The 26443-nt window shown below is 69.3% G+C and carries 21 protein-coding genes and 1 pseudogene; 12 read left to right on the top strand and 10 right to left on the bottom strand.

Annotated elements, in window-relative coordinates; all coding sequences use genetic code 11:
• The 5 genes and pseudogenes from P7D22_RS16250 to P7D22_RS16270 form a co-directional block, all read left to right on the top strand.
• Positions 1–207: pseudogene (locus tag P7D22_RS16250) on the top strand (AAA family ATPase); the annotation flags it as partial.
• Positions 208–1137, top strand: a complete 930-nt coding sequence (locus P7D22_RS16255) for a DUF58 domain-containing protein (protein ID WP_319935301.1) — start codon at positions 208–210, stop codon at positions 1135–1137. It abuts the pseudogene before it with no gap.
• Positions 1138–3948, top strand: coding sequence for a DUF4159 domain-containing protein (locus P7D22_RS16260; RefSeq protein ID WP_319935302.1), 2811 nt, complete (start codon positions 1138–1140; stop codon positions 3946–3948).
• 13 nt (positions 3949–3961) lie between these two features.
• Positions 3962–6061 carry a hypothetical protein gene (locus P7D22_RS16265; protein WP_319935303.1) on the top strand — a complete coding sequence of 700 codons (2100 nt, stop codon included), beginning with the start codon at positions 3962–3964 and terminating at the stop codon, positions 6059–6061.
• Between the two features lie 159 nt (positions 6062–6220).
• Positions 6221–8344 carry a methyl-accepting chemotaxis protein gene (locus P7D22_RS16270; RefSeq protein WP_319935304.1) on the top strand — a complete coding sequence of 708 codons (2124 nt, stop codon included), beginning with the start codon at positions 6221–6223 and terminating at the stop codon, positions 8342–8344.
• A 13-nt stretch (positions 8345–8357) separates the two neighbouring features.
• On the opposite strand, the gene P7D22_RS16275 is transcribed toward P7D22_RS16270, so the two are convergent.
• Complete coding sequence (locus tag P7D22_RS16275; RefSeq protein ID WP_319935305.1) at positions 8358–9971, bottom strand: inorganic phosphate transporter; 1614 nt, start codon at positions 9969–9971, stop codon at positions 8358–8360.
• 234 nt (positions 9972–10205) lie between these two features.
• Between P7D22_RS16275 and P7D22_RS16280 the strand changes: the two genes are divergently transcribed.
• Entirely contained in the window at positions 10206–10451 is a 246-nt protein-coding gene (locus P7D22_RS16280) for a hypothetical protein (protein ID WP_319935306.1), read from the top strand.
• Positions 10452–10457: 6 nt separating this feature from the next.
• Here the strand turns inward: P7D22_RS16280 and glcF are convergent, their stop codons facing one another.
• Genes glcF through P7D22_RS16295 form a run of 3 tightly spaced genes read right to left on the bottom strand, consistent with a single transcriptional unit; the run spans position 10458 to position 14451 of the window.
• Positions 10458–11804 (bottom strand): glycolate oxidase subunit GlcF, encoded by a 1347-nt coding sequence (glcF, locus tag P7D22_RS16285; protein WP_319935307.1) that lies wholly within the window; start codon positions 11802–11804, stop codon positions 10458–10460.
• 26 nt (positions 11805–11830) lie between these two features.
• A complete protein-coding gene (gene glcE, locus P7D22_RS16290) occupies positions 11831–13018 on the bottom strand; it encodes a glycolate oxidase subunit GlcE (protein WP_319935308.1) in 1188 nt (395 codons plus the stop codon).
• On the bottom strand, positions 13015–14451 hold the full coding sequence (locus P7D22_RS16295) for an FAD-linked oxidase C-terminal domain-containing protein (protein ID WP_319935309.1): 1437 nt from the start codon (positions 14449–14451) through the stop codon (positions 13015–13017). Before P7D22_RS16295 ends, glcE begins: the two co-directional genes overlap by 4 nt.
• Positions 14452–14640: 189 nt before the next feature.
• Here P7D22_RS16295 and P7D22_RS16300 point away from each other — a divergent pair, with 189 nt between their 5' ends.
• From P7D22_RS16300 to P7D22_RS16320, 5 genes are all read left to right on the top strand, one after another.
• Positions 14641–15135, top strand: coding sequence for a MarR family winged helix-turn-helix transcriptional regulator (locus tag P7D22_RS16300; protein ID WP_319935320.1), 495 nt, complete (start codon positions 14641–14643; stop codon positions 15133–15135).
• An 89-nt stretch (positions 15136–15224) separates the two neighbouring features.
• Positions 15225–15656 carry an organic hydroperoxide resistance protein gene (locus P7D22_RS16305; protein ID WP_319935310.1) on the top strand — a complete coding sequence of 144 codons (432 nt, stop codon included), beginning with the start codon at positions 15225–15227 and terminating at the stop codon, positions 15654–15656.
• A 424-nt stretch (positions 15657–16080) separates the two neighbouring features.
• The gene (gene rplU / locus P7D22_RS16310) at positions 16081–16452 is read left to right on the top strand and encodes a 50S ribosomal protein L21 (protein ID WP_319935311.1); all 372 of its coding nucleotides are present in this window, start codon (positions 16081–16083) and stop codon (positions 16450–16452) included.
• Between the two features lie 119 nt (positions 16453–16571).
• Positions 16572–16838, top strand: a complete 267-nt coding sequence (rpmA, locus tag P7D22_RS16315; RefSeq protein ID WP_319935312.1) for a 50S ribosomal protein L27 — start codon at positions 16572–16574, stop codon at positions 16836–16838.
• Positions 16839–17050: 212 nt separating this feature from the next.
• Positions 17051–17680: a GNAT family N-acetyltransferase gene (locus P7D22_RS16320; protein WP_319935313.1), complete on the top strand. Its 630-nt coding sequence runs from the start codon at positions 17051–17053 to the stop codon at positions 17678–17680.
• Between the two features lie 20 nt (positions 17681–17700).
• Here the strand turns inward: P7D22_RS16320 and P7D22_RS16325 are convergent, their stop codons facing one another.
• The 3 genes from P7D22_RS16325 to argE form a co-directional block, all read right to left on the bottom strand.
• Positions 17701–17922, bottom strand: coding sequence for a hypothetical protein (locus P7D22_RS16325; protein WP_319935314.1), 222 nt, complete (start codon positions 17920–17922; stop codon positions 17701–17703).
• 78 nt (positions 17923–18000) lie between these two features.
• Positions 18001–18459, bottom strand: a complete 459-nt coding sequence (locus P7D22_RS16330) for a host attachment family protein (protein WP_319935315.1) — start codon at positions 18457–18459, stop codon at positions 18001–18003.
• A gap of 68 nt (positions 18460–18527) precedes the next feature.
• Complete coding sequence (argE, locus tag P7D22_RS16335; RefSeq protein ID WP_319935316.1) at positions 18528–19688, bottom strand: acetylornithine deacetylase; 1161 nt, start codon at positions 19686–19688, stop codon at positions 18528–18530.
• 85 nt (positions 19689–19773) lie between these two features.
• Between argE and P7D22_RS16340 the strand changes: the two genes are divergently transcribed.
• Positions 19774–20064 carry a general stress protein gene (locus P7D22_RS16340; RefSeq protein ID WP_319935321.1) on the top strand — a complete coding sequence of 97 codons (291 nt, stop codon included), beginning with the start codon at positions 19774–19776 and terminating at the stop codon, positions 20062–20064.
• 3 nt (positions 20065–20067) lie between these two features.
• Here P7D22_RS16340 and P7D22_RS16345 read toward each other — a convergent pair whose 3' ends face one another.
• The 3 genes from P7D22_RS16345 to P7D22_RS16355 form a co-directional block, all read right to left on the bottom strand.
• Positions 20068–21129, bottom strand: coding sequence for a siroheme synthase (locus P7D22_RS16345; RefSeq protein WP_319935317.1), 1062 nt, complete (start codon positions 21127–21129; stop codon positions 20068–20070).
• Between the two features lie 9 nt (positions 21130–21138).
• Positions 21139–22872: a gamma-glutamyltransferase gene (gene ggt / locus P7D22_RS16350; RefSeq protein WP_442916102.1), complete on the bottom strand. Its 1734-nt coding sequence runs from the start codon at positions 22870–22872 to the stop codon at positions 21139–21141.
• A 534-nt stretch (positions 22873–23406) separates the two neighbouring features.
• Positions 23407–26343 (bottom strand): bifunctional [glutamine synthetase] adenylyltransferase/[glutamine synthetase]-adenylyl-L-tyrosine phosphorylase, encoded by a 2937-nt coding sequence (locus P7D22_RS16355; RefSeq protein ID WP_319935319.1) that lies wholly within the window; start codon positions 26341–26343, stop codon positions 23407–23409.
• Between the last annotated feature and the right edge of the window lie 100 nt (positions 26344–26443).

Consider the following 26443-nt stretch of genomic DNA (forward strand, 5'->3'; position numbering starts at 1 on the left):
GGCGCGGGCCCGCGCGCCGCCCAGGCGCTGATGCTCGCCACCCGGGCCCGCGCCCTGATCGACGGCCGGCTGTCGCCCTCGACCGACGACGTCAAGGCGTTGGCGCTGCCGGTGTTGAAGCACCGCATGGCGCTGACCTTTGCGGCCCGGGCCGAGGGCGAAACCGTGCCGAACATCGTGGCGAAGCTCGTGGGGCGCCTCGCCTAGATGGCTTCAGACGCCCGGCTGCTCGGCCCCAATGAGCGCGCGATCGGTGTTCCGCACCGCGAGGCCGCGCAAACGCTTGCGCGCCGGCTGCCGGCCCTTACCGTGACGGCGCAGCACATCGCCGCGAGCGTTGCCCACGGGGTGCACGGCCGCCGCCGCGCCGGCATGGGCGAGTCGTTCTGGCAGTTCCGGCCCTTCGTGTCGGGCGAAAGCGCGTCGAACATCGACTGGCGCCGCTCGGCACGGGACGACCGCACCTATGTGCGCGAGCGCGAATGGGAATCCGCCCAGACGGTCTGGCTGTGGATCGACCGCTCGCCCTCCATGGGGTTTCAATCCACCCTCGCGCCGCAATCGAAAGGCGACCGTGCCCTGGTGCTTGGCCTCGCGATGGCGGACCTGCTGGTGCGCGGCGGCGAGCGCGTCGGCCTGCACGGCTTGTGTCGCGCCATGGCGACCCGGGGTGTGATCGACCGGTTTGCCGAGGTGCTGGCGCTGGCGGATCGGCAGGGCGCCGCGCTCGACGACCTGCCGCACCCCGAGCCACTGCCGGCACGGTCGCGCGGCGTGCTGATCGGCGACTTCCTGAGCGAACCCGAACGCATCGCGGCGGCGCTGACGCGGCTTGCGGCAGCGGGCGCGCAAGGCCAGTTGGTGCTGATCGCCGACCCAATGGAGGACACGTTCCCCTTCGCGGGCCATGTGGAATTACGCGATTCCGATTCGACCGCCCGGCTGCGCCTCGGCGAGGCGTCCGCCATGCGCACCCTCTACCTTGACCGGCTGGCGGCCCATCGCGCGGCCGTGACGGAGGCCGCCCGGGCGGTTGGCTGGACCACGATGCTGCACCGGACCGATGCTTCCGCGGCGCAAGCGTTGTTGACCCTGGCCTTCGGCCTGGCGCCCGCCAGCCGCACCGGAGCCTCGTAAATGTTCGGCCTTCCGCTCGCCTTCACGGCGCCGGCGGTGCTCGTCGCCCTCGCGGCTCTGCCGGTGCTGTATTGGCTGCTGCGCGTCACGCCACCACGGCCGCGCGCCCTGCCGTTCCCGCCGCTCAGGCTGATCCTCGACCAAAGGCCGCGCGAGGAAACGCCATCCCGCACGCCGCCCTGGCTGTTGCTGCTGCGCCTGCTGGTGGCGGCGGCCATCGTGCTGGCCATGGCGGGGCCGATCTGGAATCCGCCCCCGGCGCTCGGAGGTGGCACGGGACCGCTGGTGATCCTGCTCGACGACGGCTTCGCGGCGGCCCCCGGCTGGGACCGCCGTGTCGCGGCGGCCAGCGATCGCGCCAGCGCGGCCGAGCGGCAGGGCCGACCGACCGTGGTGCTGCCCTTCTCGGACGGCGCCCGCGCCGTTCAGCCGGCCACGGCCTCGCAAACGCTTGAACGGCTGCGCGCCTTGAAACCGCAGCCGGTGGTGCCCGACCGGCTCGCCGCGCTGCCGGCGCTCGAGGCCCTGCTGGCGGCGTCGCCCGACGCCGATGTGGTGTGGATCGCCGATGGGCTCGAGAACGGCCATGCCCAGGCCTTCGCGGAGCGCCTCGCGAGCCTCACGACGCGCCACCCCGCCACGATTGTCACGGCCGCCGATACGCCTGTCGCGGTGGCGGGCACCGACAACCAACCGGATCACCTCGACGTCCGCCTCGTGCGGGCCGGCAATGGCGCGCCCACTGAGGGACGCCTGCATGCCTATGACCTGAAGGGCCTGCCGGTCGGCGACGCGGATTTCCGCTTCGGCAGCACGGTCGAGACCCATGCGACGTTGACCTTGCCGGTGGAGCTTCGCAACGAGATCGCCCGCGTGGCGGTCGACGGGGTCGCCTCGGCAGGCGCCGTCAGCCTGCTCGACGGCCGCTGGAAACGACGCCGCGTCGGGCTCGTGTCGGGCACCACGGCCGATGTGGCGCAACCGCTCTTGTCGCCGACCTTCTACCTGGCCCGGGCGCTCGCCCCTTATGCCGATGTGCGCGAGATGCGGGTTGGCACCGCCGATCCGTTGGCGGCGCTGCTCGATGAAAAGCCGTCGGTGATGGTGCTGGCCGACCTCAACGTCGGCCCCGGCGCGGATCACGACCGGCTGCAGAAATTCGTCGCCGACGGCGGCGTTCTGGTGCGCTTTGCCGGTGCCCGGCTGGCCGGTCAGGCCGACGACCTCGTGCCGGTGGCGCTGCGGCGCGGTGGCCGCAGCTTCGGCGGCGCCCTGTCGTGGGACCAGCCGAAGCCGCTGGCACCCTTTGATGCCAAAAGCCCCTTCGCGGGCCTCGTGCCGCACGATGCCGTCACCGTGACCCGGCAGGTGCTGGCCGAGCCCGATCCCGGCATCGCCGACAAGACCTGGGCGCAGCTGACGGACGGCACGCCCCTGGTCACCGCCGAGAAGCGCGGCAAGGGGCTCGTGGTGTTGTTCCACATCACGGCCGACACCACCTGGTCGAACCTTCCGCTGTCGGGCCTCTTCGTCGCCATGCTGCGGCGGATTGTCGACCTATCGGGCACCGTCGCCCCCGGTGGGGGCGACAAGGCGGGGGCCTCGGCCTCGGAGGCCGCCACCCTGGCGCCGAGCCGCATCCTCGATGGATTCGGCGTGCTCGAAGCGCCGCCGCCCGCGGCCCGGCCTTTCGTGGCGAGCGCGCCCCCTGCCGTGTCGCTCGACCATCCGCCCGGCTTCTATGGTCCGGCCGATGCCCTGGTGGCGCTGAACCTGTTCGGGCCCGCCGACACGCTGACACGCTTCGAGGCGTCTGGCCTGCCGTTCGGCCGTGACAGCCTCCTGGCCTCCGAGCCGATCGACCTGCGGGCCATGCTGGTGACGACGGCCCTGGTGTTGTTCCTGCTCGATGGCCTCGCCACGCTCTGGCTCGGCGGCGGCCTGCGGCGCCTGCGGGCCGGGCGGCCGGCCGCCGCCTCGGTCCTGATCCTGGCGCTTGCCGGAGCGCTGCTGTGGGGCCCGGTGCGGCCGGCCCAGGCCTTTGACGACGGACTCGCAGTGTCGAAACAGGACATGCAATCGGCCTTGTCGGTGCGCCTCGCCACCGTGATGAGCGGCGACGCCGGGCTTGATGCGGCCAGCCTGTCGGGTCTCACGGCCTTGTCGCACGCGCTCGCCGACCGCACCTCGCTGACGCCGGGCGACCCGATCGGGGTCGATCCGTCGCGCGACGAGCTCAGCTTCTATCCCCTGCTGTATTGGCCGGTGTCGGCCGCGGCGCCGCAACCGAGCGCCGCCACCAAGGCGCGCGTGGCCAGCTACATGAAACAAGGCGGCACGGTGGTGTTCGACACGCGCGACGCCCTCACGCAGCGCCCGGGCGGTCCGCCGACCCCCGAAGGCGCCTGGCTGCGCGAACTGCTGTCCGGCATCGACGTGCCCGAGGTCGAGCCGCTGCCGGCCGACCATGTGGTCAATCGCACCTTCTATATCCTGGCCGGCTTCGTGGGTCGCTACGCCACGGCGCCGACCTGGATCGAGGCCCTGCCGCCACCCTCCGCCAACGAGGCCGCCCGTCCGGCCCGGGCGGGCGACAGCGTGTCCCCCATCGTGATTACCGGCAACGACCTCGCCGGGGCCTGGGCGGCCGATGCCGACGGCCAGCCGCTGTTCCCGCTGGTGCCCGGCGGCGCGCGGCAGCGGGAGCTCGCGCTCAGGGGCGGCATCAATCTCGTGATGTACACGCTGACCGGCAACTACAAGGCCGATCAGGTGCACGTGCACGACCTTCTGGAACGGCTCGCCCGATGAGCCCGACGGCCCGATGAACAGCTTCTCGATCGATGCGTCGCCGCTGATCGCCTGGCCGATCCTGGCCGCCTTTGCGGTGGCGGCCCTGCTGCTGACGGGCTTGGGCCTGTTGGCCGGACAACGGCGTGGCCCGACGCTTCGGGCCATCGCTCTGGCGTTGATCCTGCTGGCGCTCGTCAATCCGTCGTTGGTGGGCGAAGATCGCCAGGGCGAGAAGGACGTGGTCGCGGTGGTGCTCGATCGCAGCGCTTCGCAGACCATCGGCAACCGGGACGCCCAGACCACCCACGCGGCCGCGGCGCTGGAACGGGGCCTGGCGGCGCTCGGCAACGTCGAAACCCGCATCATCGACTCCGATCGCACCGATGCCGGCAACGACGGCACGCGGTTGTTCTCGGCGCTGCATGCCGGGCTGGCCGATGTGCCGCCGAGCCGGCTCGGCGGCGTCTTCATGGTGACGGACGGGCTCGTCGACGATGTGCCGGCCGCGGCCGCGGCGCTGGGCTTTCAGGCCCCGCTGCACGTGCTGGTGACGGGCCACGAAGGCGAACGCGACCGCCGGGTGGAATTGACCGAGGCGCCCCGCTTCGGCCTCGTCGGCAAGGACCAGACGATCGGCATCCGGGTGCGCGACACCGGCGACAAAGGCGAGCCCGTCACCGTGGTGGTGCGCCGCGACGGCAACCCGGTGGCGAGCCTCCAGGCGAGCGTCGATCAGGCGATCGATATTCCGGTCCGAGTCGACCATGCCGGGCCGAACGTGGTCGAGATCGAGGTGCCGACCATCCCGGGCGAGTTGACGGCCCTCAACAACAAGGCGGTGGTCACCATCGACGGGGTGCGTGACAAGCTAAAAGTGCTGCTCGTGTCGGGCGAGCCGCACCAGGGCGAGCGCATGTGGCGCAACATCCTGAAGTCGGATGCCAATGTCGACCTCGTCCATTTCACGATCCTGCGGCCGCCTGAAAAACAGGACGGCACGCCCATCAACGAACTGGCGCTGATCGCCTTTCCGACCAACGAGCTGTTCGGCCAGAAGATCAAGGACTTCGACCTGATCATCTTCGACCGTTTCTCCAACCAGGCCATCCTGCCCTACGTTTATTTCGAGAATATCGCCAATTACGTCCGCAACGGCGGCGCCCTGTTGATCGCGGCCGGGCCCGACTTCGCGACGCCCGACGGGCTGTTCTTCTCACCGCTCGGGGCCGTCACACCGGCCAAGCCGTCCGGCAGCCTCACCGAGGCGCCGTTCCGGGCGGGCGTCACGGCGGAAGGCGCGCGCCACCCCGTGACGCGCGGCCTGCCGGGGGCCGATGCCAACCCGCCCCATTGGGCGCCCTGGTTCCGGCAGATCGATGCTGTCGTCACCAAGGGCACGCCCATTCTGTCGGGCGCCAAGGGCGAGCCGCTGCTCGTCCTGTCGCACGAGGACAAGGGCCGCGTCGGGCTGCTGCTCAGCGATCAAATGTGGCTCTGGGCGCGCGGCTTCGAGGATGGCGGCCCTTACCTCGACCTGTTCCGCCGCCTCGCTCACTGGCTGATGAAGGAGCCGGAGCTTGAAGACGAAGCCCTAAGGGCCAGCGTGCGGGGCCGCGATCTCGTGGTGGAACGCCAAAGCGTCAAAGGCAGCGCCGAGCCGCTCACCGTCACGGCGCCCTCGGGCCTGCAACAAACCCTGCCGCTCGTCGACGAGGCGCCGGGACTGGCGCGCGCCATGGTGGAAACGCACGAGCTCGGTCTGTACCGGGTCACCAACGGCAGCCTATCGGTGCTGGCCAATGTGGGGCCCGAGAACCCGCGCGAGTTCCAGGATGTGGTGTCGACGCCCGACCGCCTTGCGGCCCTCGCGGCCGCCACCGGCGGCAGCGTCCGCCGCATCGCGTCGGGGGCCGGCGCCGAGGTGGCGCTGCCGCGCCTCGTGGCGATGCACGCCGCGCCCCGCTACGACGGCTCGGATTACGTCGGCATCAAGCGGACGGAGTCGAGTCAGGTGCGCGGCGTCGGGTTGTGGCCGATCGCCACCGGCCTGCTCGGCCTGTTGCTGCTGCTCGGCGCGACCGTGTTGTCGTGGCTCGGCGAAGGCCGGCGCTTTCGCCGCCCCGTGCGGTGATGGCGGGCCGAGCGGCAGGGGTCCGGTAGCCAGTTGCACAGATTGCCGCCCTGACCGGCCTGAAATTCCGGCGTTGTCGTCCCCAGGCATCGCCGATGCGGCGAGCTTGTTAAAGGCACCTGCCTACCCTGTGCGTTGCAACAAGGGTGTAGGGTCTCGATGCAGCGTCTCGCAGGTCGCTTGAATGTCCAAAGCCGGATCGCGCTCGTCAGCGTCGCTTTCGTGGCGGGACTGGCCGTGGTGGCCTCGGTGTTCTTGTCGAGCGAGGCCGATAATCGCATGGCCTTCGCGCGTCATGCCGACGATGCGGCGATGCGGCTCCGGGCCGAAACGATCCGATCGATCGGCACCGAGCTGAAGGTCGCCAGCCGGGACGTGCGGTTCCGCCGTAACGACGCCGACGCGGATGCGTTCCGGGCCGTCCAGGGCACGCTCGGGCAGGCCGTGCAGGCCCTTGCGGCCGGCCCGAAGGCGACGGGGTCGGACCCTGACCTTGCGGCCCTGCGGAACGGCATCAGCACCATCGGCAGCCAGTTCGAGGCGGTCGAAGCCCTGCGGCAGGCGCTCGCCGGCGACGCGGGCCTCGTGGCCAGCATGGACAAGGCATCGGACGGCCTCGATGTGGCCGCCACGGCCGCGGCGGGCGCTTCCGACGATGATGACGCCCTGCGCCTTCAAGTCCTGGCCGGGACCCTGCGGCAGATCGAGGGCGCTTATCGCCTGACCCTGAACGCGGAATTGCTCGGCAATTGGGAGATCGCCTATGGGCGGTTCGAGCGCCGGCTCACCAAGTCCGGGCTGCCGGCCGAGCGCAAGGATGCCTTGGCACAGGCCCTGAAGGATTACGGCGCCGCCTTCCGACCCTGGGGTGAGGCCGAAAAGAATTTCATGCTCGCGGCCGAAACCCTGACGGGCGACTTCGACCTGATCGGCCCGCAGTTGCAAGGTGTGGAAGACACCATCGCGGCGCGCGAAACCGCCACTGCCACGGCGCTCGATGCCGCCCGCATCCGCACGGCGCGCATCATCGAGACCGCCATCGGCTTGGCGGTGCTCGTCGGGCTCTCCATCGCGATCTATGTCGGCCGCACCACGGCCGTGCCGCTGCGCCGCCTGCGCGATGCCATGACGGCCTTGACCAAGGGCCAGCTCACGGTCGGGGTGCCGTTCGCGACCCGCCGCGACGAGATCGGCGAGATGGCGCGCGCCGTGCAGGTGTTCAAGGATAATGCGGTCGCGCTCGATCAAACCGCGCGGGAGCGCCAACGCCTCGAGGCCGAAGCGCAGCGCAACCGCGAACAATCGGAAGCCGAGCGCGCCCGCACGGCGCGGCAGCAGGCCGATGCCCTGGCGGGCCTGGCCCAGGGCCTCGAACATCTGGCACGCGGCAACCTCACCTGGCGCATCGCCCGCGTCTTCGCACCCGACTACGAGCCGCTGCGGCTGGACTTCAACACCACCATGGACAGGACCGCCGAGGCGATGGGGCGGCTGGCCGACGGCATCGCGGGCGTCCGCAACGCTGCCGTCGATGTGACCACGGCCGCGAGCGACCTTGCGCGCCGCACCGAGCAGCAGGCCTCAAACCTCGAAGAAGCGGCCGCTGCCCTCGGCGAGATGACCGGCACCGTACGCAACAGCGCCAAAAGCGCCGATCAGGCGCGCGGTGTGGTCGGCGCGGCCGCCGACGACGCCCAGCGCTCCGCCGCCGTGATGGTGGAAACGCGCGCCGCGATGGCCGAAATCGAGGCGGTGGCGGCCCAGGTGGGGCAGATCGTCGGCGTCATCAACGAGATTGCCTTCCAGACCAACCTGCTGGCGCTGAACGCCGGCGTCGAGGCCGCCCGGGCCGGCGATGCCGGGCGCGGGTTTGCGGTGGTGGCCTCCGAGGTGCGCAGCCTCGCCCAACGCTCGGGCGATGCCGCAAAGGAGATCGGCGCCTTGATCGCCAGTTCCTCCCGCAGCGTCCAGCAGGGCGTGGCGCTGGTGGGCGGCACCGGCGTCGCCCTCGATCAGATCCTCGCCCATGTGGCTTCGGCCAACGATCTCGTGGGGAAGATCGCCGGAGCCGCGCAGGAGCAGGCCGACGGGCTCGGCCAGATCAACACGGCCGTGCGCGACATGGATCAACTGACCCAGCAGAACGCCGCCCGGGTGCAGGAAACCGCCGTTATCGGCCAAAGCCTGTTCCAGGACGTCGAGGACCTGGTGGCGTTGATGGCGGCCTTCCGGCTCGGCCCGCCCGACAGCCCTGCCGGAGACAACCGACGAATGGCCGCCTGACGGGGTCGCGGGCTCAAAACAAGCGGCTGAACACCACGTAAAGACTGCCCGACAACAGGATCGCGCAAGGCAGCGTCAGCACCCAGGCGAGCAGGATGTTGCGGATGGTCTCCATCTGCACACCCGACCCGTTGGCCGCCATGGTGCCGGCGACGCCCGACGACAGCACGTGGGTGGTCGAGACCGGCAGGCCGAAGCGATCGGCTGCCGCGATGGTGGCCATGGCGACGAGTTCGGCCGCGGCACCCTGGCCATAGGTGAGATGCGTCTTGCCGATGCGCTCGCCGACCGTCACCACGATGCGCTTCCAGCCGATCATCGTGCCGAGGCCGAGCGCCAGCGCCACAACGATCTTCACCCAGGTGGGGATGAACTTGGTCGAATGGTCGAGTTCGCCCTTGTAGGCCGCCAGCGCCTTGGTGTCGTCGGCGCTCAGGCCGCTATTCTGCGCCTTTGGCAGCTTCCGCAGCGCTTCCGAGACGAGATACATGTCGTTGCGGGTGTTGCGCACCTGTTCGGGCGGGATGCGGCTCAGCGTGCCGTATCCCTTCACCTGGTCCGACACGTCGCGGATCAGCACGGACAGCGCCGGATAGGTGGCGTCCTCGATCCGGCTGTCCCGGATAAAGCCCGTGACGGCCGGCCGCGGATCGCCCGTGGCGGCGCGGCCGGCGGCCTTGGCGTCGACGATCCGCGAGGCGTCCTGCGCGACCTGCTCGAAATGCGGCACCTGGCTGTCCGGCACGGCGCGGTTCAGCGCATAGGCGGTCGGCACGGTACCGATCAGGATGAGCATGATGAGCCCCATGCCCTTCTGGCCGTCGTTCGACCCATGGGCGAAGCTCACGCCCGTGCAGGTGAAGATCAACAGCGCCCGGACCCAGCGCGGCGGCGGCGCTTCGGACTTCGGCTCCTGGTAGAGTTGCTTCGAGCGGATCACCAGCTTCATCAGCAGCAGCAGCGCCCCGGCCGCGAAGAAGCCGACCAGCGGCGAAATCAGCAGCGCCTTGCCGATGCTGGCCGCCTGCTCCCAATCGATGCCCGAAGTGCCGCTGCGGCCATGCACCATGGCGTTCGCGACCCCGACCCCGATGATGGAGCCGATCAGCGTATGCGAGCTCGAGGCCGGCAATCCCAGCCACCAGGTGCCGAGATTCCAGATGATGGCCGCGATCAACAGCGCGAACACCATGGCGAAGCCGGCATCGGACCCGACCTGCAGGATGAGTTCGACGGGCAACAGCGACACCACGCCGAACGCCACGGCGCCGGTCGAGAACAGCACGCCGAGAAAGTTGAAGAACCCCGACCACACCACGGCGTGGTTCGGCTTCAGCGAATGGGTGTAGATGACGGTCGCCACCGCATTGGCGGTGTCGTGAAAGCCGTTGACGAATTCGAAGCCGAGCGCGATCACCAGCGCGACGGCGAGCAGCAGATAGGCGAGCGGCGAGTGGGTGGCCGGCCCCGCCTCGCGGACGTCGTTCCAGATGCTGTAGGCCGTAAAGGCGAGCCCGACGGCCATGAGGCCGAACACGCCCACCAGCGTGCCGTGGCTGGCCGGGTATTGCACCTTCGGCCGGTCGGGCGCCGGCGCGGCGCGTGGGACGGCGGACAAGCTGGACATTGGCGAACTCCGGACACGTTCTCCGTCATAGCCGGCCCGTGTGACAGTTTCTTAATGAAGCCTTAGCCTTTCGGGCCGGCGGCAGTGATCGCTCCGCCGCGGGTTGCCGTCCCGTGCCCGCACGAGCCGCGCCGGACCGCACCGGCATAACGTTTCCGAAGGCGAAAGCGGCGGGGTTGATTGTGACATCGGCATGACGGCATGAACCCGATCATGTCTTTTCAAGGAGTTCCGATGGCCGCGACCTTCAAGCATCCGCTGGCCCGCGACGCCAAAGTCTGGACCACCGGGGGCGGCCAGGACGGGACGACGCGTCGGCTTCTCGTGGTCATCACCACGCTCGAGCTCGACGAAACTCACAAGGGCTTCAAGGCCGATAAGGTCGCGCGCTTGTCGGACGCGGCCCGGGACTGGCTGAAGACCCAGGCGACCGAGGCCGACGACTTCGTGCTGATCAACCGCCCTCGCGACTGGGCCTGATCGCCTTCAGGCCGGGACAGCGACAGCCTGTCGGGCCAGCACCGCCTCGAGCCCCTCCGGCACCGGACCGCCGCTGGTCCAGTCGAGCAGTTCCACCGTGTGCAGGATGGGGGTGTCGGTACCCTTGGCGATCTGCGTCATGCAGCCGATGTTGCCGGTGGCGATCACGTCGGCCCGCGTCTTGGCAATGTTGGCCACCTTGCGGGCCCGCAACCGTTCGGCGAAGTCCGGTTGCAGGATGTTGTAGGTGCCGGCCGAGCCGCAGCAGATGTGGCCTTCCGGCACATCCTTGACCGTAAAACCGGCCTGGCGCAGCAGCCGCTTCGGCCCATCGATGATCTTCTGGCCGTGCTGCATCGAGCAGGCCGAATGATAGGCGACCGTCAGCTTGGCCGGGGCCTGCTTGGGCAGGTCGAGGCCGGCGAGATATTCGGTGACGTCGCGCGCTAGGCCGGACACGAGCTTGGCCTTGGCCGCATAGGCCGGGTCGTCACGCAGCATGAAGCCGTAATCCTTGATCGTGGTGCCGCAGCCCGAGGCGGTGACCAGGATGGCGTCGAGCCCGCCGTGGTCGATCTCACGCGTCCAAACGTCGATGGCGCGGCGCGCCAGGGCGAGGCCCTCGGCCTCCTGCCCCATGTGGTGGACGAGCGCGCCGCAGCAGCCCTCGCGCTTCGGCAGCACCACGTCGACGCCAGAGCGGTTGAGCAGACGGATGGCGGCCTCGTTGATGCCGGGCCGCAGCACCGCCTGGGCACAGCCAGTCAGCATGGCGACGCGACGGCGGCCGGCGGCCGGCGGCGTAGCGGCCTTCAGGGTGCGGCCCGGCTCCTGGGCGGAGCGCGACGGCAGGACGGCAGGCGCGAGGTCGAGCATCGCCGCAAGCCGCCGGCCCGCGCCCGGCAGGCGGGCCAGAAGCGGCCGCAGCGGCTTGCCAAACCGCGCTGCCAGCAGCGCCAACCGGAAGCGGTTGCGATGGGGCAGGACGCTCACCAGCAACCACCGCAGGGCCCGGTCGGCCAGGGGGCGCCGGAACGTGGTCTCGATATGGGCGCGAGCGTGGTCGACGAGGTGCATGTAATGCACCCCCGACGGGCAGGTCGTCATGCAGGACAGACACGAAAGGCAGCGATCGATGTGGGTGACGACTTCAGCCGTGGCGGCCTTGCCGCCCTCCAGCATGTCCTTCATGAGGTAGATGCGACCGCGGGGACTATCGAGTTCGTCGGCCTCGAGCAGGTAGGTCGGGCAGGTGGCGGTGCAGAAGCCGCAATGGACGCAGCTGCGCAGGATGCTTTCGGACTCCCGCATGTGCGGGTCGGCCAGTTGCGCCAGGGCAAAGTTGGTCTGCATCGCGTCGGGGTCCCTGTTGGGCGCGGTCAGCCTTCGGCGACCATGAACCCGCGGTTGAGGATAAGGTCGGGGTCGAGGCTCGCTTTCACGCGGGCCACCACCGCCGCGAGGGGCGCGGCCAGCGGCTGGAACACCGGCACGCGGGTCCGCACCGCATCCGGCGCCCGCAGCAGCGTGGCGTGGCCACCGATCAGCGCGAGGGCGTCGCGGATCGCCGTGGCGCCGGCATCCCGCTCGACCGCGGTGGCGAGCCAGATCAGGCCGCCGCCCCAGTCGTACAGATGGGCGAAGGCCAGCCTGCCCCGCAGCGCGTCCACCAGGGTGGGCCCCTGCGTCGGCGGCACGGAGATCCGCCACACGGCGCGGTCCCGCGGCTCGGCCAGCAAGCGGCCGTCCCGCACCGCAGCCCAGAGCGCGGCCGCCGCGTCGCCTTCGATCATCGCCGGACCACCGTAGCGGTGCAGCAGGGTGGCGAGCTGGTCGGCCCGGTAGGCGATCGAGGCCGCGAAGCCCTCGAGGCGCAACAGCGTGCGGGCGCCCGCGCCCTCGACGCCGGGCGGCAGGTGGGCGGCGCCCGACACCTCGTAGGGCGAGCCGAGCGCCGCCGTCAGCAGCGCCACGGCACGCCGATCGTCGAGGCCCGCGAAGGCGAGGGTCAGGGTGCTCTCGGGCCGCGGCAGCACCTTGAAGGTCACTTCGGTGAGAACACCCAGCGTGCCCTGGGCGCCGCATTGCAGCTTCACGAGGTCGAGCCCCGTGACGTTCTTCATCACCCGGCCACCGGACTTGATGGCCTCGCCCCGCCCGTTGACGAACCGCACCCCGATCAGGTGGTCGCGCGCCGCCCCGGCCTGGATGCGGCGTGGCCCCGACCAATTGCCCGCCACCACCCCGCCAAGCGTCGGCGCCCCCGCGGTGCCGTAAAGGGGACGCAGATCGACGGGCTCGAAGGGCAGGATCTGCCCCGTCGAGGCAAGTGCGGCCTCCACCTCGGCCACGGGCGTGCCGGCCCAGGCCGCGATCACCAGCTCGGCGGGCTCATGCAGGGTGATGCCCGTCAGGGCGCGACACGACAGAATAACATCGGCCGCCACCGGTCGACCAAGCCCGACCTGCGTCCCGCCGCCGCGCAGCGAGAGCGTGCGCCGGTCCTGCCGCGCCGCCGCCACATGGGCCACGACCTCCGGTTCGCTCGTCGGCTCCAGCAAGGTCACGCCGCCGCCCGGCCTTCGAGCGGGAACACCTTGGCCGGATTGAGCAGCCAGTGCGGGTCGAAGGCCGCACGCACCCGCATCTGCTGCGCGAGGTCCTGCGGCCCGAACTGGAACACCATCAGGTCCCGCTTTTCGATACCGACGCCGTGCTCGCCCGTCAGGCAGCCGCCCACCGCGACGCAAAGCTTCAGGATCTCGTTGCCGACATGCTCGGCCTTTTCCTGCTCGACGGGGTCGTTGATGTTGTACAGCACCAGCGGATGCAGATTGCCGTCCCCGGCGTGGAACACGTTGGCGGCGCGCAGCCCGTGTTCGGCGCAGAGCGCGTCGATGCGCTGCAGCACCTCGGGCAGGCGACCGGTCGGGATGGTGCCGTCCATGCAGATGTAATCGGCGATGCGGCCCGTGGCCCCGAAGGCCGATTTGCGGCCTTTCCAGATCGCCGCCGTTTCCATGGCGGAGCGGCTTTCCTTGACCGTCGCAACGCCGTGCTGCCGGGCGATGGCCACGATACGGGCGAGTTGCGCCTCGATCTCGGCCTCCGATCCCTCGACCTCGATGATCAGCATCGCCTCGACGTCGAGGGGATAGCCGGCCTGGGCGAAGTTCTCGCAGATCTCGATGGCGAGCCTGTCCATATATTCGATCGCCACCGGGATGATGCCGGCCCCGATGATGGCCGCCACGGTGGCGCCGGCCTGATCGACGCTCGGGAAGCCGAATAACACCGGCCGCGCCCCCTCGGCCAGGCGCAGGATACGCACCGTGGCCTCCGTCACGACGCCGAGCTGCCCTTCCGACCCCACCACCAGGCCCAGCAGGTCGAGCCCGCCGGCATCGAGGTGCGGGCCGCCGATATCCACCACGGTGCCGTCCACCAGCACCATGCGGACACCCAGCACGTTGTTGGTGGTGACGCCGTATTTGAGGCAATGCGCGCCGCCGGAGTTCATCGCGATGTTGCCGGCGATCGTGCAGGCGAGTTGCGACGAGGGGTCCGGGGCGTAGAAGAAGTCGTCGCCGCAGACCGCGGCCGTGATGGACAGATTGGTGACGCCCGCCTCGACGCGCGCGACGCGGTTGCCGTAATCCACCTCGAGGATCTTGTTCAGCTTGGCGACGCCCAGCACCACCGCATCTTCCTGCGGAATGGCGCCACCGCAAAGCGAGGTGCCGGCACCGCGCGGCACCACCTTGACGCCTACGTCGTGGCAGAAGCGCAGCACAGCCGACACTTCCGCCGTCGAGCGCGGCAACACCACGGCCATCGGCAGGCGGCGATAGGCCGTCAGGCCATCGGTCTCGAAGGCACGCCGCTCGTCTTCGCTGGTCACCAGGCATTCGGGCGGCACCAGCTCGGCCAGGCCGCTCAGGATGGCGGCGCGCCGGGCCAGGATCCCGGGGTCCGGCTGCGGAAACGCGATGGCGCTCATGGAACCCTCCCGGTTGGCGCCGTCCTTATGGCGGACCTTTGCGCCCGGCGGCTCTGCCACCTTCTTCTGTTTTAGCGCTTCTTCGCTCGATTGCGGAAGCCGCTTGATGGTCGGACCGGCGCGACAAAAAACAGTCTACAAACGGTTGCGTGCAATATAATTGTTTGCTATCGATTCAGCACGATGATGATGGATGATGTCCCGAATGGCGGTCGCGGCCCGCTCCATAGCGTTGAAAGCCAGCTCTGCTTCGCGCTCTACTCCGTCACCAATGCGGTGGGGCGGACCTACGCGCCCCTGCTCGAAGTTCTGGGCCTGACGTATTCGCAATATCTCGCCATGCTGGTGCTGTGGGAGCGGGACGATATCGGGGTGGGAGACATCGGCCGGCGGCTGTTTCTCGACTCCGGCACGCTGACGCCACTGTTGAAGCGGCTCGAGGCGGCGGGCTTGGTGGAGCGCCGCCGCAACCAGACCGACGAGCGGCAGGTCCGCATCTGGCTGACGCCACGCGGCACCGCCTTGCGCGACAAGGCCCGGAGCCTGCCCGAAGCCATGGCCTGCGCCATGGGGCGGTCTGGCACAGAAATCACGACGCTGCGGGATGACCTCCTGCGATTGCGCTCCAGTTTGATGGCTGCCCTGGACGGCCATCATCGAGACGATGCCGATCCGGCATCCTGATCCGATCCGAAACCGCCGCGGCGGTTCCGGGTTATCCCCCCATCTCCCGCCGGACCTGTGCGGGAGGGGCAACACAGATGGAGTTCACCATGCCGGTTGATGCCAAGTACAAGACCACCGCCACCGCGACCGGCGGCGGCCGCGACGGGAAGGCGACCCTCGAAGACGGCACGATGGCGCTGCAGCTCACCGTGCCGAAGGAGCTTGGCGGCCCGGGCGGCGACGGCGCCAACCCCGAGAAGCTGTTCGCCCTCGGCTATTCGGCCTGTTACCTCGGCGCCATGCGGGTCGGCGCCCAGCAGCTGAAGACCACCGTGCCGGACGGCACCACGGTGATGGCCAAGATCGGCATCGGTCCCCGCTCGGAAGGCGGCTTCGGCATCACGGCCGACCTCGACGTCTACCTGCCGGGCATGCCGAAGGATCAGGCCGAGAAGCTGGTTGAAGCCACCCACGGCATCTGCCCGTATTCGAATGCCGTGCGCGGCAACGTGGACGTGAAGACCACCATCCGGTCCTGATCGCACCCGATCGACCATCGCCCGCCCGGAGGATCTCCGGGCGGGCTTTTTCGTTCGATTCGAGGGGCCAAGCAGTCGAGTTTCGCGCTTCGGTAGCGGCGATCCCGCACTCCAGGGTGGCTTGTCCGGCTTCGCACCCGTGATCCGTCGCCTCGACGACGGTTATCCAGGCGCCGGGCACCTGCAATCTGCCCCATATGTGGCATCCTCCGTGCCGCCACTTCGAGCGCCAGACTAAGGCGGCGGCTTCGGCCTCACACCGCCTTGACAAATCCCACGGCTACGGTCTAGGCAGCCCGGGTCCGGAGCGCGTTCGCGTGCCGGCTGCCTTTCGCGCGGCCATCCGGGCATCAAGCTGGTTCACTGCCAAAAAGACGGTTGCGGCGCATCCCGCGTCGACGACCGGATGAACACGGAGACAACGATGTTCGCAGTTATCAAGACCGGCGGCAAACAATACAAGGTTGCCGCCAACGACGAGATCACCGTGATGAGCCTGCCGGGCGAGGCGGGCGAGACGCTGACCTTCGGCGAAGTGCTGAGCTTCTTCGACGGCGCCACGACGGCCTTCGGGGCGCCGCTGGTGGAGGGCGCCAGCGTGGCGGCCGAGATCGTCGCGCAGAAGCGCGGCCCCAAGGTCATCGCCTTCAAGAAGCGCCGCCGCAAGAACTCGCGTCGCAAGCGCGGCCACCGGCAGGACCTGACGATCGTGCGGATCACCGAGATCCTGACGGGCGGCAAGCAGCCGACCCCGAAGGCCCCGAGCGAAGGCGCGGCTGAAGCCAGCGCAGCCTGAACGGCGCTTCAGCCGAACACGAAACGGGTTCGCAACGCACCCGTTTCGTGCCATATGAGTCTCAACGGAGCTGACGCGCCCTCGGCGCTCGCCCCTTTCGCAACACTACGGAGCACATCATGGCTCATAAAAAAGCAGGCGGTTCATCCCGCAACGGGCGCGACTCGGACGGTCGTCGCCTCGGCGTCAAGCTGTTCGGCGGCGAAGCCGCGATGTCCGGCAACATCATTGTGCGTCAACGCGGCACCAAGTGGCATCCCGGTGCCAATGTGGGCTGCGGCAAAGACCATACGCTCTTCGCCATGGCGGACGGCAAAGTGCAATTCACGATGAAATCCAGCGGTCGATCCTACGTATCGATCGTGACGGCCCAAGCGGCAGAATAGGTGGGAGCTGAGGCGAAGGGCCCCCACCGGTTTCCATACTCCGGTGGACGGGTCCGCGCTTCAGCGAGACCAAGCTGAGGCAGCCAGCCTCGACGCTTCAAAGTCCAGTCCGCTCTCGCGAGCGGCCCGTAAGGGGGAGATGGGATGCCATTTCCCCCTTCGCGCGTTTCGGGCACCGCCGTATCGCGGGCCCGCAGGACTGGGAGCGCACCATGTTTCCCGACATCATCCGGGACGAGGTTTTCCGTATCGAGAGCCGCCGCCTTTGGCTGCGCTGGCCCCAGATGGCTGACGCCTTCGACGCCGATCCGCCCATGACGGGGCGACCCGCCGGGCCGGTCGGTGAAGGCTACGGCCTGCCCGCCGCCGCCTGCATCGCGGCATGGCGGGCCGATGCGGAGCGCGGTTCGGCGTTGCACCTCATGCTGGAGGAGAAGGCCGAGGGTCGCCCCGTGCTGGGCATCATCCATCTCACGGCGGCCCGCGACGGGGCGATGGCGATCGACTTCCGCCTTGCGCCCAACCGGCGTGGCGAAGGCCTGATGACCGAAGCCCTGCAGGCGTTGATCCACACGGCCTTCCTGATGCAGCTGGCCTCGGCGGTTTCGGCTGCGCCGGCCGCCGCCGACCAGAAAGGGCGCGACGTGTTGGAGCGTTGCGGCTTCACCTATCTGGGATCCGGCATGCGCCCCGCACCGGGTGCCGGCTTGGCGGCTTGTGACAACTTCCGCCTCGATCGGCGCACCTGGGTGAGCCTCCAGGGATGGGGGCTGTCGGGCCGTCCACCCCTCGGGCCGGTCGCGCCCGTGGCAGGCCCGGGCACCAGCCCGGCCTGCCCCTGAGGCATGGGCCCCGCGCGATCTCAATCGCGCGGGAGTTGCTCGCGCTCGATCTCGGCGATGTCGTCGAGCGGCGACGGTCGAGCCGACTCGGCCGCGAATTCGCCGAACTCCGGCAGGTCCGGCGCCGGGGCCGGCTCGTCGTCCGGCCCGACAGGCTGGGCTGGATCGATTTCACCGCTTGCGACGCGACGGCTTTCGATGGGCGCCTCCTCGGAGCCGGGCGTGCGACCGATATTCGCCATGGGACAAGTCTCCTGATGAATTGAGCGATACCCGAAGACCATCGTGGCTTCGGGTGTCGGGCCTCTCGGGGCAGACGGTTATTGCGGCCGATGGGTCAATAACAGCGACTCGATCTCCGGGATCGTGTGATGCGTGTAATCCTTGGCGAGTTCGCCGACGATGCACTTCTGAGTGTCCTTGCCGAACTCTTTGCGCAGTTCGGCCAGCGTCTTCGGTGGCGCCACCACGATCAGGTCCTTGAACAGATGCCCCCGGGCCGCCGTGTTGATGTCGTCGGCCAAGGACGCCGCAAACCGATCTTCCTCGATCTGGTGCCAGTCGGTCCCGGCGATCGACGAACTGCCGGCCCCGGCCGGCGACGAAGAGCGCCCCGGTGCGTCGCTGCCCTGCTGGCGCGTCGCCGGATTGTGGTTTTCGCGGACCGACACACGCCGGAGGTTCAGAAGTTCGGCATCGCCTTCGTTATGCAGCACCAGCGCCTTCTTGCCGTCGCCGATCACGACCCATGCGCCGTGCCGTACCGTGAACGTCTCCATCGTGTTCTTCTCCTTTTCTCGTGACCCTTCCCTAGCTAGGTGGTCCCTCGGCTTTGGCCAGCGGAAGCTCAGCGGCAGGCGTCGATCAGACGATGCATGAAGGCGATGCCGCTCTGGAGTTCCGACACCGCGATATATTCGTCGGGCTGGTGGGCCTGGTCGATGCTGCCGGGCCCGCAGACCACGGTCGGAATGCCGGCTGCCTGGAAGCGGCCCGCCTCGGTGGCAAACGCCACCGCGATCGTGGCGTTCGAGCGTGCCACTCGCAGCGCCAGCGCTTCGGCGGCCGAGCCGGGCTCCGGTCGCAGCCCCGGCACCTCGACTTCCGTCACCGTCTCGATCCGGCCGCCGGGATTGAAACGGTTCAGGCGCGGCAGAACCTCCTGCTCCGCATAGGTGTCGAAGGCGCGGCGGGCCACATCGAGCTCCGCCTGGGGCAGGCCGCGATATTCCCAGGATAGTTCGCAGCGCCGCGCCAGGATATTGCGCGCCGTGCCGCCCTCGATGCGACCACAATGGACGGTGGAATAAGGCGGGTCGAAGCGGCCCGTGCGGTCCGGCTCGCTTTCAAGCTGGCGTCCGATGCGATCGAGCCCCACGACGAGGTCGCAGGCGCCCGCAATGGCATTGGCGCCGAGTTGCGGCTTCGCCGAATGGGCCTCGACGCCATGCACGGTCGTTCGGTAGGTGCAAACGCTCTTGTGGCTGTCGGCCACCTGCAGGGAGGTGGGCTCCCCCACGATGGCGATCCCGGGCCTCGGCAGGTCGACGCCGAAGCGGGCGATGATGTCCATGGGCCCGAGGCAGGTGAGCTCCTCGTCGTAGCTCAACAGGATATGGATGGGGCGCCGCAGGTCCGCCGCCTGGAAGGCGGGGATCATGGCGAGCGCGATGGCGTCGAAGCCCTTCATGTCGCAGGTGCCGCGCCCATAAAGCCGCCCGTTGTCTTCCCGCAGTTGGAAAGGGTCGCTGCTCCAGCTCTGGCCCGTCACCGGGACGCAATCGGTGTGACCTGACAACAGGACGCCGCCATCGACCTGCGGCCCGATTGTGAGGAACAAGGCCGCCTTGCTGCCGTCCGGGTTGGGCGCGAGGTGGACCGGAACCCCGAGGGCGCGGCAATGCGCCTCCACAGCCTCGATGAGCGGCAGGTTCGATTTCGTGCTTTCGGTGTCGAAGGCGACGAGACGCTCCAACAGCGCGAGCGTGCGGGAATAGTCGTCCGGCATGGTTACTCCGTTCTCTACCGCAAACCGGAACCCGACCCTGCGCTCGGCGTTCACAGGCAGGGGAAGCCTTGAACGAGAGCGTGCAATGACCGAAGCTCGAAAGACGATGCAAACCTCCGGCCGCGGTTTCGCGTCGATGGACATTGAAAAGCGCCGGGCCATCGCGCGCAAGGGCGGTGAAAGCGTCCCCAACGAAAAGCGGAGTTTCTCCCAGAACCCGACACTGGCCTCGCAGGCCGGGCGCAAGGGTGGCAAGAGCGTCGATCCGGAAAAGCGGAGCTTCTCCCAGGATCACGGTCTCGCGGCTCAGGCCGGTCGCAAGGGCGGCCATGCCAGCCATGGCATGCTGCACGCCGCCACGAAGGCGCCTGTCTGAGCCTCACATCGACGAGGCTTCGGGAGCCGCCAGAGCGACCCCGCACTGCCTCGCGCAGCGCGGGCAGGAACTCAAGCCCGCCTCGACGGTGCATGGAATTCCGGCGGCAAGAAGCGTCCGGTTGCGTTCCTGCCACCGGATGCACGTCGCCGGGTTGCCGCTCCCGAGCCAGATGACGCGGCGCCCGTGCGACGCTTCGGCCAGCGCCATCGCAGTGCCGGCCTCCTCCGACGCGACGAGCCGCTTTTCTGCTTCGCGGCGACCAAGCCCGACCACCACCGCCGGCACCTCGGCGTCGTAAAGCAACACCTCGGCGGTCTGCAGACGACGCGCCGCCGCAAAGGTGAGACACTCGGTCCGCCCCGGTCCGCTGCCGACGAGCGTCACTGAGCCCCCTTGATGGGCCGCCTCCGCTTCGACGGCGTCGAAACAAGCGGCACGGTCGGCTTCGGTCGGCGGCCGGTCCGCTTCCTCGAGGGCTCGATCGGCGAAAACTTCCCAAAAGCGGCGGCGGTTGCGGAAGCTCCAGCCGCGATCCTGCACGGCGGGGCGCCAATCCTTGGCGGCCTGTGCCCAGGCTCGTAAACCTTCCGGCATCCAGGCCTCGAGGCGCGCCCGCAGTGCCTGTCCGAACACCGGCGCAGCCCCATCAGTGGTGATGGCCAGCACCAGCGGCGACCGCACCACCAGCGTGCCGAACTGAAAGTCGCAGAAGGCCGGCTTGTCGATGACGTTGACCGGCACGCCGGCCCGATGGGCCGCCGCCGCAAAGCGCTCGGCCTCGTCATCGACCTCGATCGCCCCGAGCGCCATGGCGGCATCGGTGAAATCGGCATCCACCCAGGGCCGATGCTGGAGGTGCAGCGCCTCCGGGCCGAGTTCCGTCGCAAGGTCTTCGAGGGCGGAACAGATGTCGGTCCCGACTACGGCCACGCGGGCCCCGGCGGCGCACAACAACTCCGCCTTCCAGACCGCCGGTTCGCCGCCGCCCGCCAGCAGCACACGCCGATCGCGCAGCTTGAAGAAGACCGGCAGAGTCGGAAGGTTTTCGAGGCGTCCAGACATCGGCACCGATCAGCGCCCCACAGCGCTGCCGGAGGGTGCGCGCCGGTCATTGGCCCCGAACAGCGCCAGTGGCCGGCCGGAGGCCCAGGACGCCCGGGCGGCCGCAAGGGTGTCGCCCCCCACCATGATGGTCTCGGCATGCCCCCAGGCCGGCCGGTCGCGAAAGGCGTAGCCCTGGTGGACGAGTTCGTCGCGCACCGCCGCCGACAGGGCCCCCGGCTCGAGGTCCACCACATCGGGCAGGTATTGGTGATGCAGGCGCGGCGCATCCACGGCCTCGGCCACCGTCATGCCGTGATCCACCGCATTGACGATCACCTGCAGCACGATGCTGATGATGCGCGACCCGCCGGGGCTGCCGGTGACCATGGCCAGATGGTTGTCCTCAATGACAATCGTCGGGCTCATCGAACTCAGCGGCGTCTTGCCGGGTGCCACCGCGTTGGCGTCCCCTTGCAGCAGCCCGAACATGTTCGGCACGCCGGGCTTGGCGGTAAAGTCGTCCATCTCGTTATTCATCAGGATGCCGGTGTCACCCGCCACCCGGTGGGCGCCGAACCAACCGTTCAGCGTGTAGGTGACCGCAACCGCGTTGCCGTCGCGGTCGACCACGGAAAAGTGGGTCGTGTGATCGCCTTCCGGCACCGCGGGGGCCGGGGCCAGATCGACCGACGGGGTTGCGGCCTCAGCCGCGATGCCGGCCCTGAGCGTGGCCGCATAGGCTTTGTCGGTCAGATGCGCGACGGGGTTCTGCACGAAGGCCGGATCGCCGAGCCGGGTGTTGCGATCGCGATAGCTCCGCCGCATCGCCTCGACCAGCAGATGGGCTTCACGGGCCGTGTGGAAGCCGGCTGCGTGAAGATCGAAGCCCTCGAGGATGTTCAGGGTCTCGCAAAGCGTCACGCCGCCCGAACTTGGCGGCGGCGCCGAGATGATCGTGGTGCCGCGATAGCCGCAGGTGATCGGCGCCATCTCGCGCACCGCGTAATGGGCGAAGTCGTCACGCGTGATGAGGCCCTGGCTGGCGGCGCTGGCCTGGGCAATCGCGGCCCCGAGCGGCCCGTCCCTGAAACTGTCGGCGCCTGTCGCCACGATCCGTTCGAGCGATGTGGCGAGCTCGGGTTGCAGCAAACGATCGCCTGCCTGGAGGGGTTGGCCATCGTGGGTGAAGATGGCGCGGGCCTGCGGGTCGGCCGCCAGGGCCTCCGTCTCGCTCGCAAACATGGCCGCATCGCCGCGATCTAGCACGAAACCCTCGCGGGCCAGGCGAAGGGCCGGGCCGATCAGCTGCGACCGGGACAGGTGGCCATAGCGCTCCCGAGCGGCTTCGAGACCTGCCACCGTTCCCGGAACCCCGACGGCCAGCCAGGATTCCGTCGAGCGACCCGGCACGACCTGCCCGCTCGCATTTTGGAATAGCGTCGCAGTTGCGGCGAGCGGGGCCTTTTCTCGAAAGTCCAAAAATGTGGTGCGGCCATCGGCCAGGCGAAGGGTCATGAAGCCACCCCCACCAAGGTTGCCGGCGGCCGGGTAGACCACAGCCAAGGCGTAACCAACCGCCACGGCAGCGTCGATGGCATTCCCGCCAGCGGCCAGGATCGCCGCGCCTACCTCGGTGGCCTCATGCTGGGCGCTGACCACCATTCCGGTTGTCGCAAGGGGTGCCTCGGCGCGGACTGGCACCGCAGAACAAAGAAAGACCGCGCCTGCAAGCGTCAGGCACACGTGCGTCGATGCTGCCATCATAATCCTGCTCTCGTCCCTGCGTCATGCGCGATAGAGGCAGGAACAGGATCCGGTCAATGGCCACCGACGCCAGGAGGCCGCATCGAGCGGCCCAGGCGCTTCGACAACCCTCAGTCGCCGAAATCGATCTCCGGCGCCACCATGACCAGCACGGCGAGGACAGCCAATCCGGCGATCCAGGCGGATGCGATGATGCCCATATTATAGCCCCCCTTTAGTCTTGTTCTGTTTTCTTACGATCCCCTGGATCACGTCGGAACACAAGGTTTTGTTGCGGCGACAGTGTGACACATTTTGGTCATGTGGATAGGCGGCATTGCCGAGACGTTAGTCAGTTTACGGCAGGCATCGATCTTGCGAGACCGTGTCAGAACAGCGTCGGCTTTCCCTCGCGGGGATCGGGTCCGTCGCACCGGAATTTTCCTGTGGTCGAACGGATCAAGGCAGTCTTCTGCGTCGGGTTGGTGATTCTCGGCCTCGTGCTGACGATCCCCTGGTGGGGGCTGATCGGCTGGCTGTTGATCCGCCTGATCAGCCGGTTGTGAGGTCGATGCCGGCGAACACCTGATCCCAGATCTGCCGGACGGCCGCGCGCTTCGCCAGCAGGTCGACCTCGAGATGCGCGAGATCGGGCTGGTCGGTGATTCGGCAAAGCCGGTCGATGGGGCTGCGGCCGAGAGTCTGCGGCTCGGCGGCCGGTCCCCCCATGAACCGCAGCAGGTGCAGGATCGTCGCCTGCAGCCGATGGGCGTCCAGCAAGGCCCCCAAGCCGTCGGCGGCCAGCAGGCCGAGGCGACCGGCCTCGGTGAGGATCAGCGCCGGGTGGCGCCGGCATAGGCTGGGATGGCGTGCGGCGTGACCGAGCAGCATGGCCTGGGCGAGGAATTCGATGTCGATCAGCCCGCCAGGCGCATTCTTCATATCCCACAGTCGGGCCTCGCCGCGCTCCCGGGCCACCAGGGTCCGCATGGCCACGACAGCCTGATCGAGGGCTGCCGCATCCCGCGGCCGTTGCAAGGCCGCCGCGACGACGCACTCCACCTCGAGCGTCAGCGACGCGTCGCCGGCCACGACCCGGGCCCGGGTCAACGCCATATGCTCCCAGACCGCGGCTTCCCCCTTCTGATAGGCCGCAAAGGCGGACACCAGCACCGCAACCGGGCCCTGCCGGCCCGAGGGCCGCAGCCGCAGGTCCACCGCGTAAAGGCCGCCCCGGCGGGTCTGGCTCGTCAGTATCGCGATGAGCCGTTGCGTCAGGCGGGCATGATAGCGGCCGGGATCGAGCGGACGCGGGCCGTCGCTTTCCGCCTCCTCCGGGTCGGTCCGGTAAAGCAGCACGAGGTCGAGGTCGGATTCGATCGTCATCTCCCGCGATCCGAGCCGCCCCATGCCGAGCACCACGCAGGCTCCGCTTCGGAACCCACCATGCAGACCCGCGAGGTCGGCGCGGGCCCGCTCGAGCGCGGCCGCGATCAGGGCATCGGCTAGGTCGCTCAGCATGGCCTGCGAGGCGGCGACGTCGTCGACCCCCGTCAGGGCCCGCAATCCGGCCAGGAACATGTCTTCGCGGGCGCCGTCGCGCATCCGATCGAGGAAGCCCTCGGTATCGGGCGCGCCGTCCAGCATCGTGGCGACGCGGCGGCGCACCGTTCCGGCAGTGGCGTCGAGCCATGTCGGGTCGATGGCGACGTCGAGCACATGCGGCCGTTGCGCCACCGTGGCGGCGAGGCGCGGTGCCGACCCGAGGATGTCGGCGAAGATGGCGCGCAGCTCGGCGTTGGCGCGCAGAAGGGCTAGGAGTTCGCCGGCCGCCGTCATCCGGCCCAGCATCGTGTCGAAGGTGCCGAGCGCGCCATCGGGGTCGCGCGTGCGTGAAAACGCCTGCAGCAGGGCCGGCACCAGCTCGGTCAGCACCTCGCGGGCCCGTGGGGTGCGCACAGCCGGGCGGCGGCCGAAATGCCAGCCGCGCACGAGCTCGGACGCATCGGCCGGCCGCGCGAAACCGAGCCGGGCCAGGGTTTCCAGCGTCGCGGGATCATGGCCCGTGCCGGTGAACACGAGGCTGCCGGTTTCAGCCGCGAGGTCCGGCGCATCCTCGAACAACCGGGCGTAATGGTGCTGCACGCGACGCTGATGGGCCAGGGTCGCGGCCGTAAAGGCGGCCTCGTCGGCGAAGCCCATGAAGGCCGCGAAGCGGGCGAGCGCCTCGGGCTCATCCGGCAGGCGATGGGTCTGCTGGTCGCCGATCATCTGCAGACGATGTTCGACGCTGCGCAGGAAGCGGTAGGCGGCGCCAAGCTCGTCCCGCGCGGCCGCATCGATCCAGCCATCCTGCGCCAGCGCCGCCAGCATGGCCACGGTGCCGGAACCACGCAGGGCCGGGCGTCGTCCGCCGAAGATCAATTGCTGGGTCTGCACGAAGAACTCGATCTCGCGGATGCCGCCGCGGCCGAGCTTCACGTCCTGCCCGGCCACCGCCACGGTCCCCTGGCCCCGCACCGCGTGGATCTGCCGCTTCATGGCGTGAATGTCGGCGATGGCGGCGTAATCGAAATATTTGCGCCAGATGAAGGGTTCGAGATCGCGCAGAAAGGCGTCGCCGAGCGCCCGGTCGCCCGCCACCGGACGCGCCTTGATGAAGGCCGCCCGCTCCCAGTTCTGCCCGAGCGTCTCGTAATAGCTGAAGGCCGACGGGAGCGCGATCGCCACCGGCGTGGAGGCGGGATCGGGCCGCAGCCGCAGATCGACACGCAGCACGAAGCCATCCCCGGTGCGATCCTGCAGCAGGCGGACTAGCGCTTGCGTCAGCCGCACGAAGATGGGGCCCGGGGCGGCGGCATCGGGCACTACGGCAGCGGCGGGATCGAACACCACCACGAGATCGATGTCGCTCGAATAATTGAGCTCACGCCCCCCGGCCTTGCCGAGCGCCAGCACGGTCAACCCGCTGGTCGCCGCCTGCGTGCCCGGCCGCAGGCGCCCGAGCGCCGCCGCCTCGCGCACCAGCACCGCCAGGGCGCCCCCGACCGCCGCCTCGGCGAAACGCGTCAGGGCGCCCGTCACCTGTTCGAGCGACCAGACAGCGCCGAGATCCGCCAGGGCCACCAGCAGCGCCACCTCCTGACGAGCCCGGCGCAGGATCGGCATGGCGGCCGCAGGCGTCAGGGCCGGATCATCGAGCCGCATGGCGAGCGTCGCGAGACCGCGCTCGAGCGTCGCCTCGGGCGATGCCGTCAGCAGGGCCGCGAGGCGGCCGGGGTCGGCCAGGACGAGGCGCCAAAGGTAGGGCGAGTGGTCCGCCACCGCGGCCAGCAGGCTGGCCACCACAGGCGCCTGGATGAGGCGAGCCAAGGCGCTCCCTTCCGCCACAACCGCCCGCAGATCCGTCATCAGGGCCGCCACCCTGCCAGGATCGGCAACGCGCGGGCCCGCACGCAACGCGTCCGCCAGGGTTGCGCCGGCCGCCATCACGGCACGTGCGGGGGCGGCAGCGCCGGGACTGCTGCGCCGGCCAGCGGCAGCCGCAGCACGATCCGCAACCCGGGCGCATTGTCGCCCACCTCCAGCG

Source organism: Lichenihabitans sp. Uapishka_5 (genome assembly GCF_033947565.1).
In the GTDB taxonomy this organism is placed as follows: Bacteria; Pseudomonadota; Alphaproteobacteria; order Rhizobiales; family Beijerinckiaceae; genus Lichenihabitans.

Coding starts and splice junctions, on each gene's coding strand:
- P7D22_RS16260 (WP_319935302.1), top strand. CDS start 1,138: ATGTTCGGCCTTCCGCTCGCCTTCACGGCGCCGGCGGTGCTCGTCGCC.
- P7D22_RS16340 (WP_319935321.1), top strand. CDS start 19,774: ATGACCGAAGCTCGAAAGACGATGCAAACCTCCGGCCGCGGTTTCGCG.
- P7D22_RS16345 (WP_319935317.1), bottom strand. CDS start 21,129: ATGTCTGGACGCCTCGAAAACCTTCCGACTCTGCCGGTCTTCTTCAAG.
- P7D22_RS16270 (WP_319935304.1), top strand. CDS start 6,221: ATGCAGCGTCTCGCAGGTCGCTTGAATGTCCAAAGCCGGATCGCGCTC.
- P7D22_RS16295 (WP_319935309.1), bottom strand. CDS start 14,451: ATGAGCGCCATCGCGTTTCCGCAGCCGGACCCCGGGATCCTGGCCCGG.
- P7D22_RS16330 (WP_319935315.1), bottom strand. CDS start 18,459: ATGGAGACGTTCACGGTACGGCACGGCGCATGGGTCGTGATCGGCGAC.
- rpmA (WP_319935312.1), top strand. CDS start 16,572: ATGGCTCATAAAAAAGCAGGCGGTTCATCCCGCAACGGGCGCGACTCG.
- P7D22_RS16265 (WP_319935303.1), top strand. CDS start 3,962: ATGAACAGCTTCTCGATCGATGCGTCGCCGCTGATCGCCTGGCCGATC.
- rplU (WP_319935311.1), top strand. CDS start 16,081: ATGTTCGCAGTTATCAAGACCGGCGGCAAACAATACAAGGTTGCCGCC.
- P7D22_RS16305 (WP_319935310.1), top strand. CDS start 15,225: ATGCCGGTTGATGCCAAGTACAAGACCACCGCCACCGCGACCGGCGGC.
- glcF (WP_319935307.1), bottom strand. CDS start 11,804: ATGCAGACCAACTTTGCCCTGGCGCAACTGGCCGACCCGCACATGCGG.
- P7D22_RS16275 (WP_319935305.1), bottom strand. CDS start 9,971: ATGTCCAGCTTGTCCGCCGTCCCACGCGCCGCGCCGGCGCCCGACCGG.
- P7D22_RS16255 (WP_319935301.1), top strand. CDS start 208: ATGGCTTCAGACGCCCGGCTGCTCGGCCCCAATGAGCGCGCGATCGGT.
- ggt (WP_442916102.1), bottom strand. CDS start 22,872: ATGGCAGCATCGACGCACGTGTGCCTGACGCTTGCAGGCGCGGTCTTT.
- P7D22_RS16355 (WP_319935319.1), bottom strand. CDS start 26,343: ATGGCGGCCGGCGCAACCCTGGCGGACGCGTTGCGTGCGGGCCCGCGC.
- argE (WP_319935316.1), bottom strand. CDS start 19,688: ATGCCGGACGACTATTCCCGCACGCTCGCGCTGTTGGAGCGTCTCGTC.
- P7D22_RS16300 (WP_319935320.1), top strand. CDS start 14,641: ATGGATGATGTCCCGAATGGCGGTCGCGGCCCGCTCCATAGCGTTGAA.
- P7D22_RS16280 (WP_319935306.1), top strand. CDS start 10,206: ATGGCCGCGACCTTCAAGCATCCGCTGGCCCGCGACGCCAAAGTCTGG.
- P7D22_RS16325 (WP_319935314.1), bottom strand. CDS start 17,922: ATGGCGAATATCGGTCGCACGCCCGGCTCCGAGGAGGCGCCCATCGAA.
- P7D22_RS16320 (WP_319935313.1), top strand. CDS start 17,051: ATGTTTCCCGACATCATCCGGGACGAGGTTTTCCGTATCGAGAGCCGC.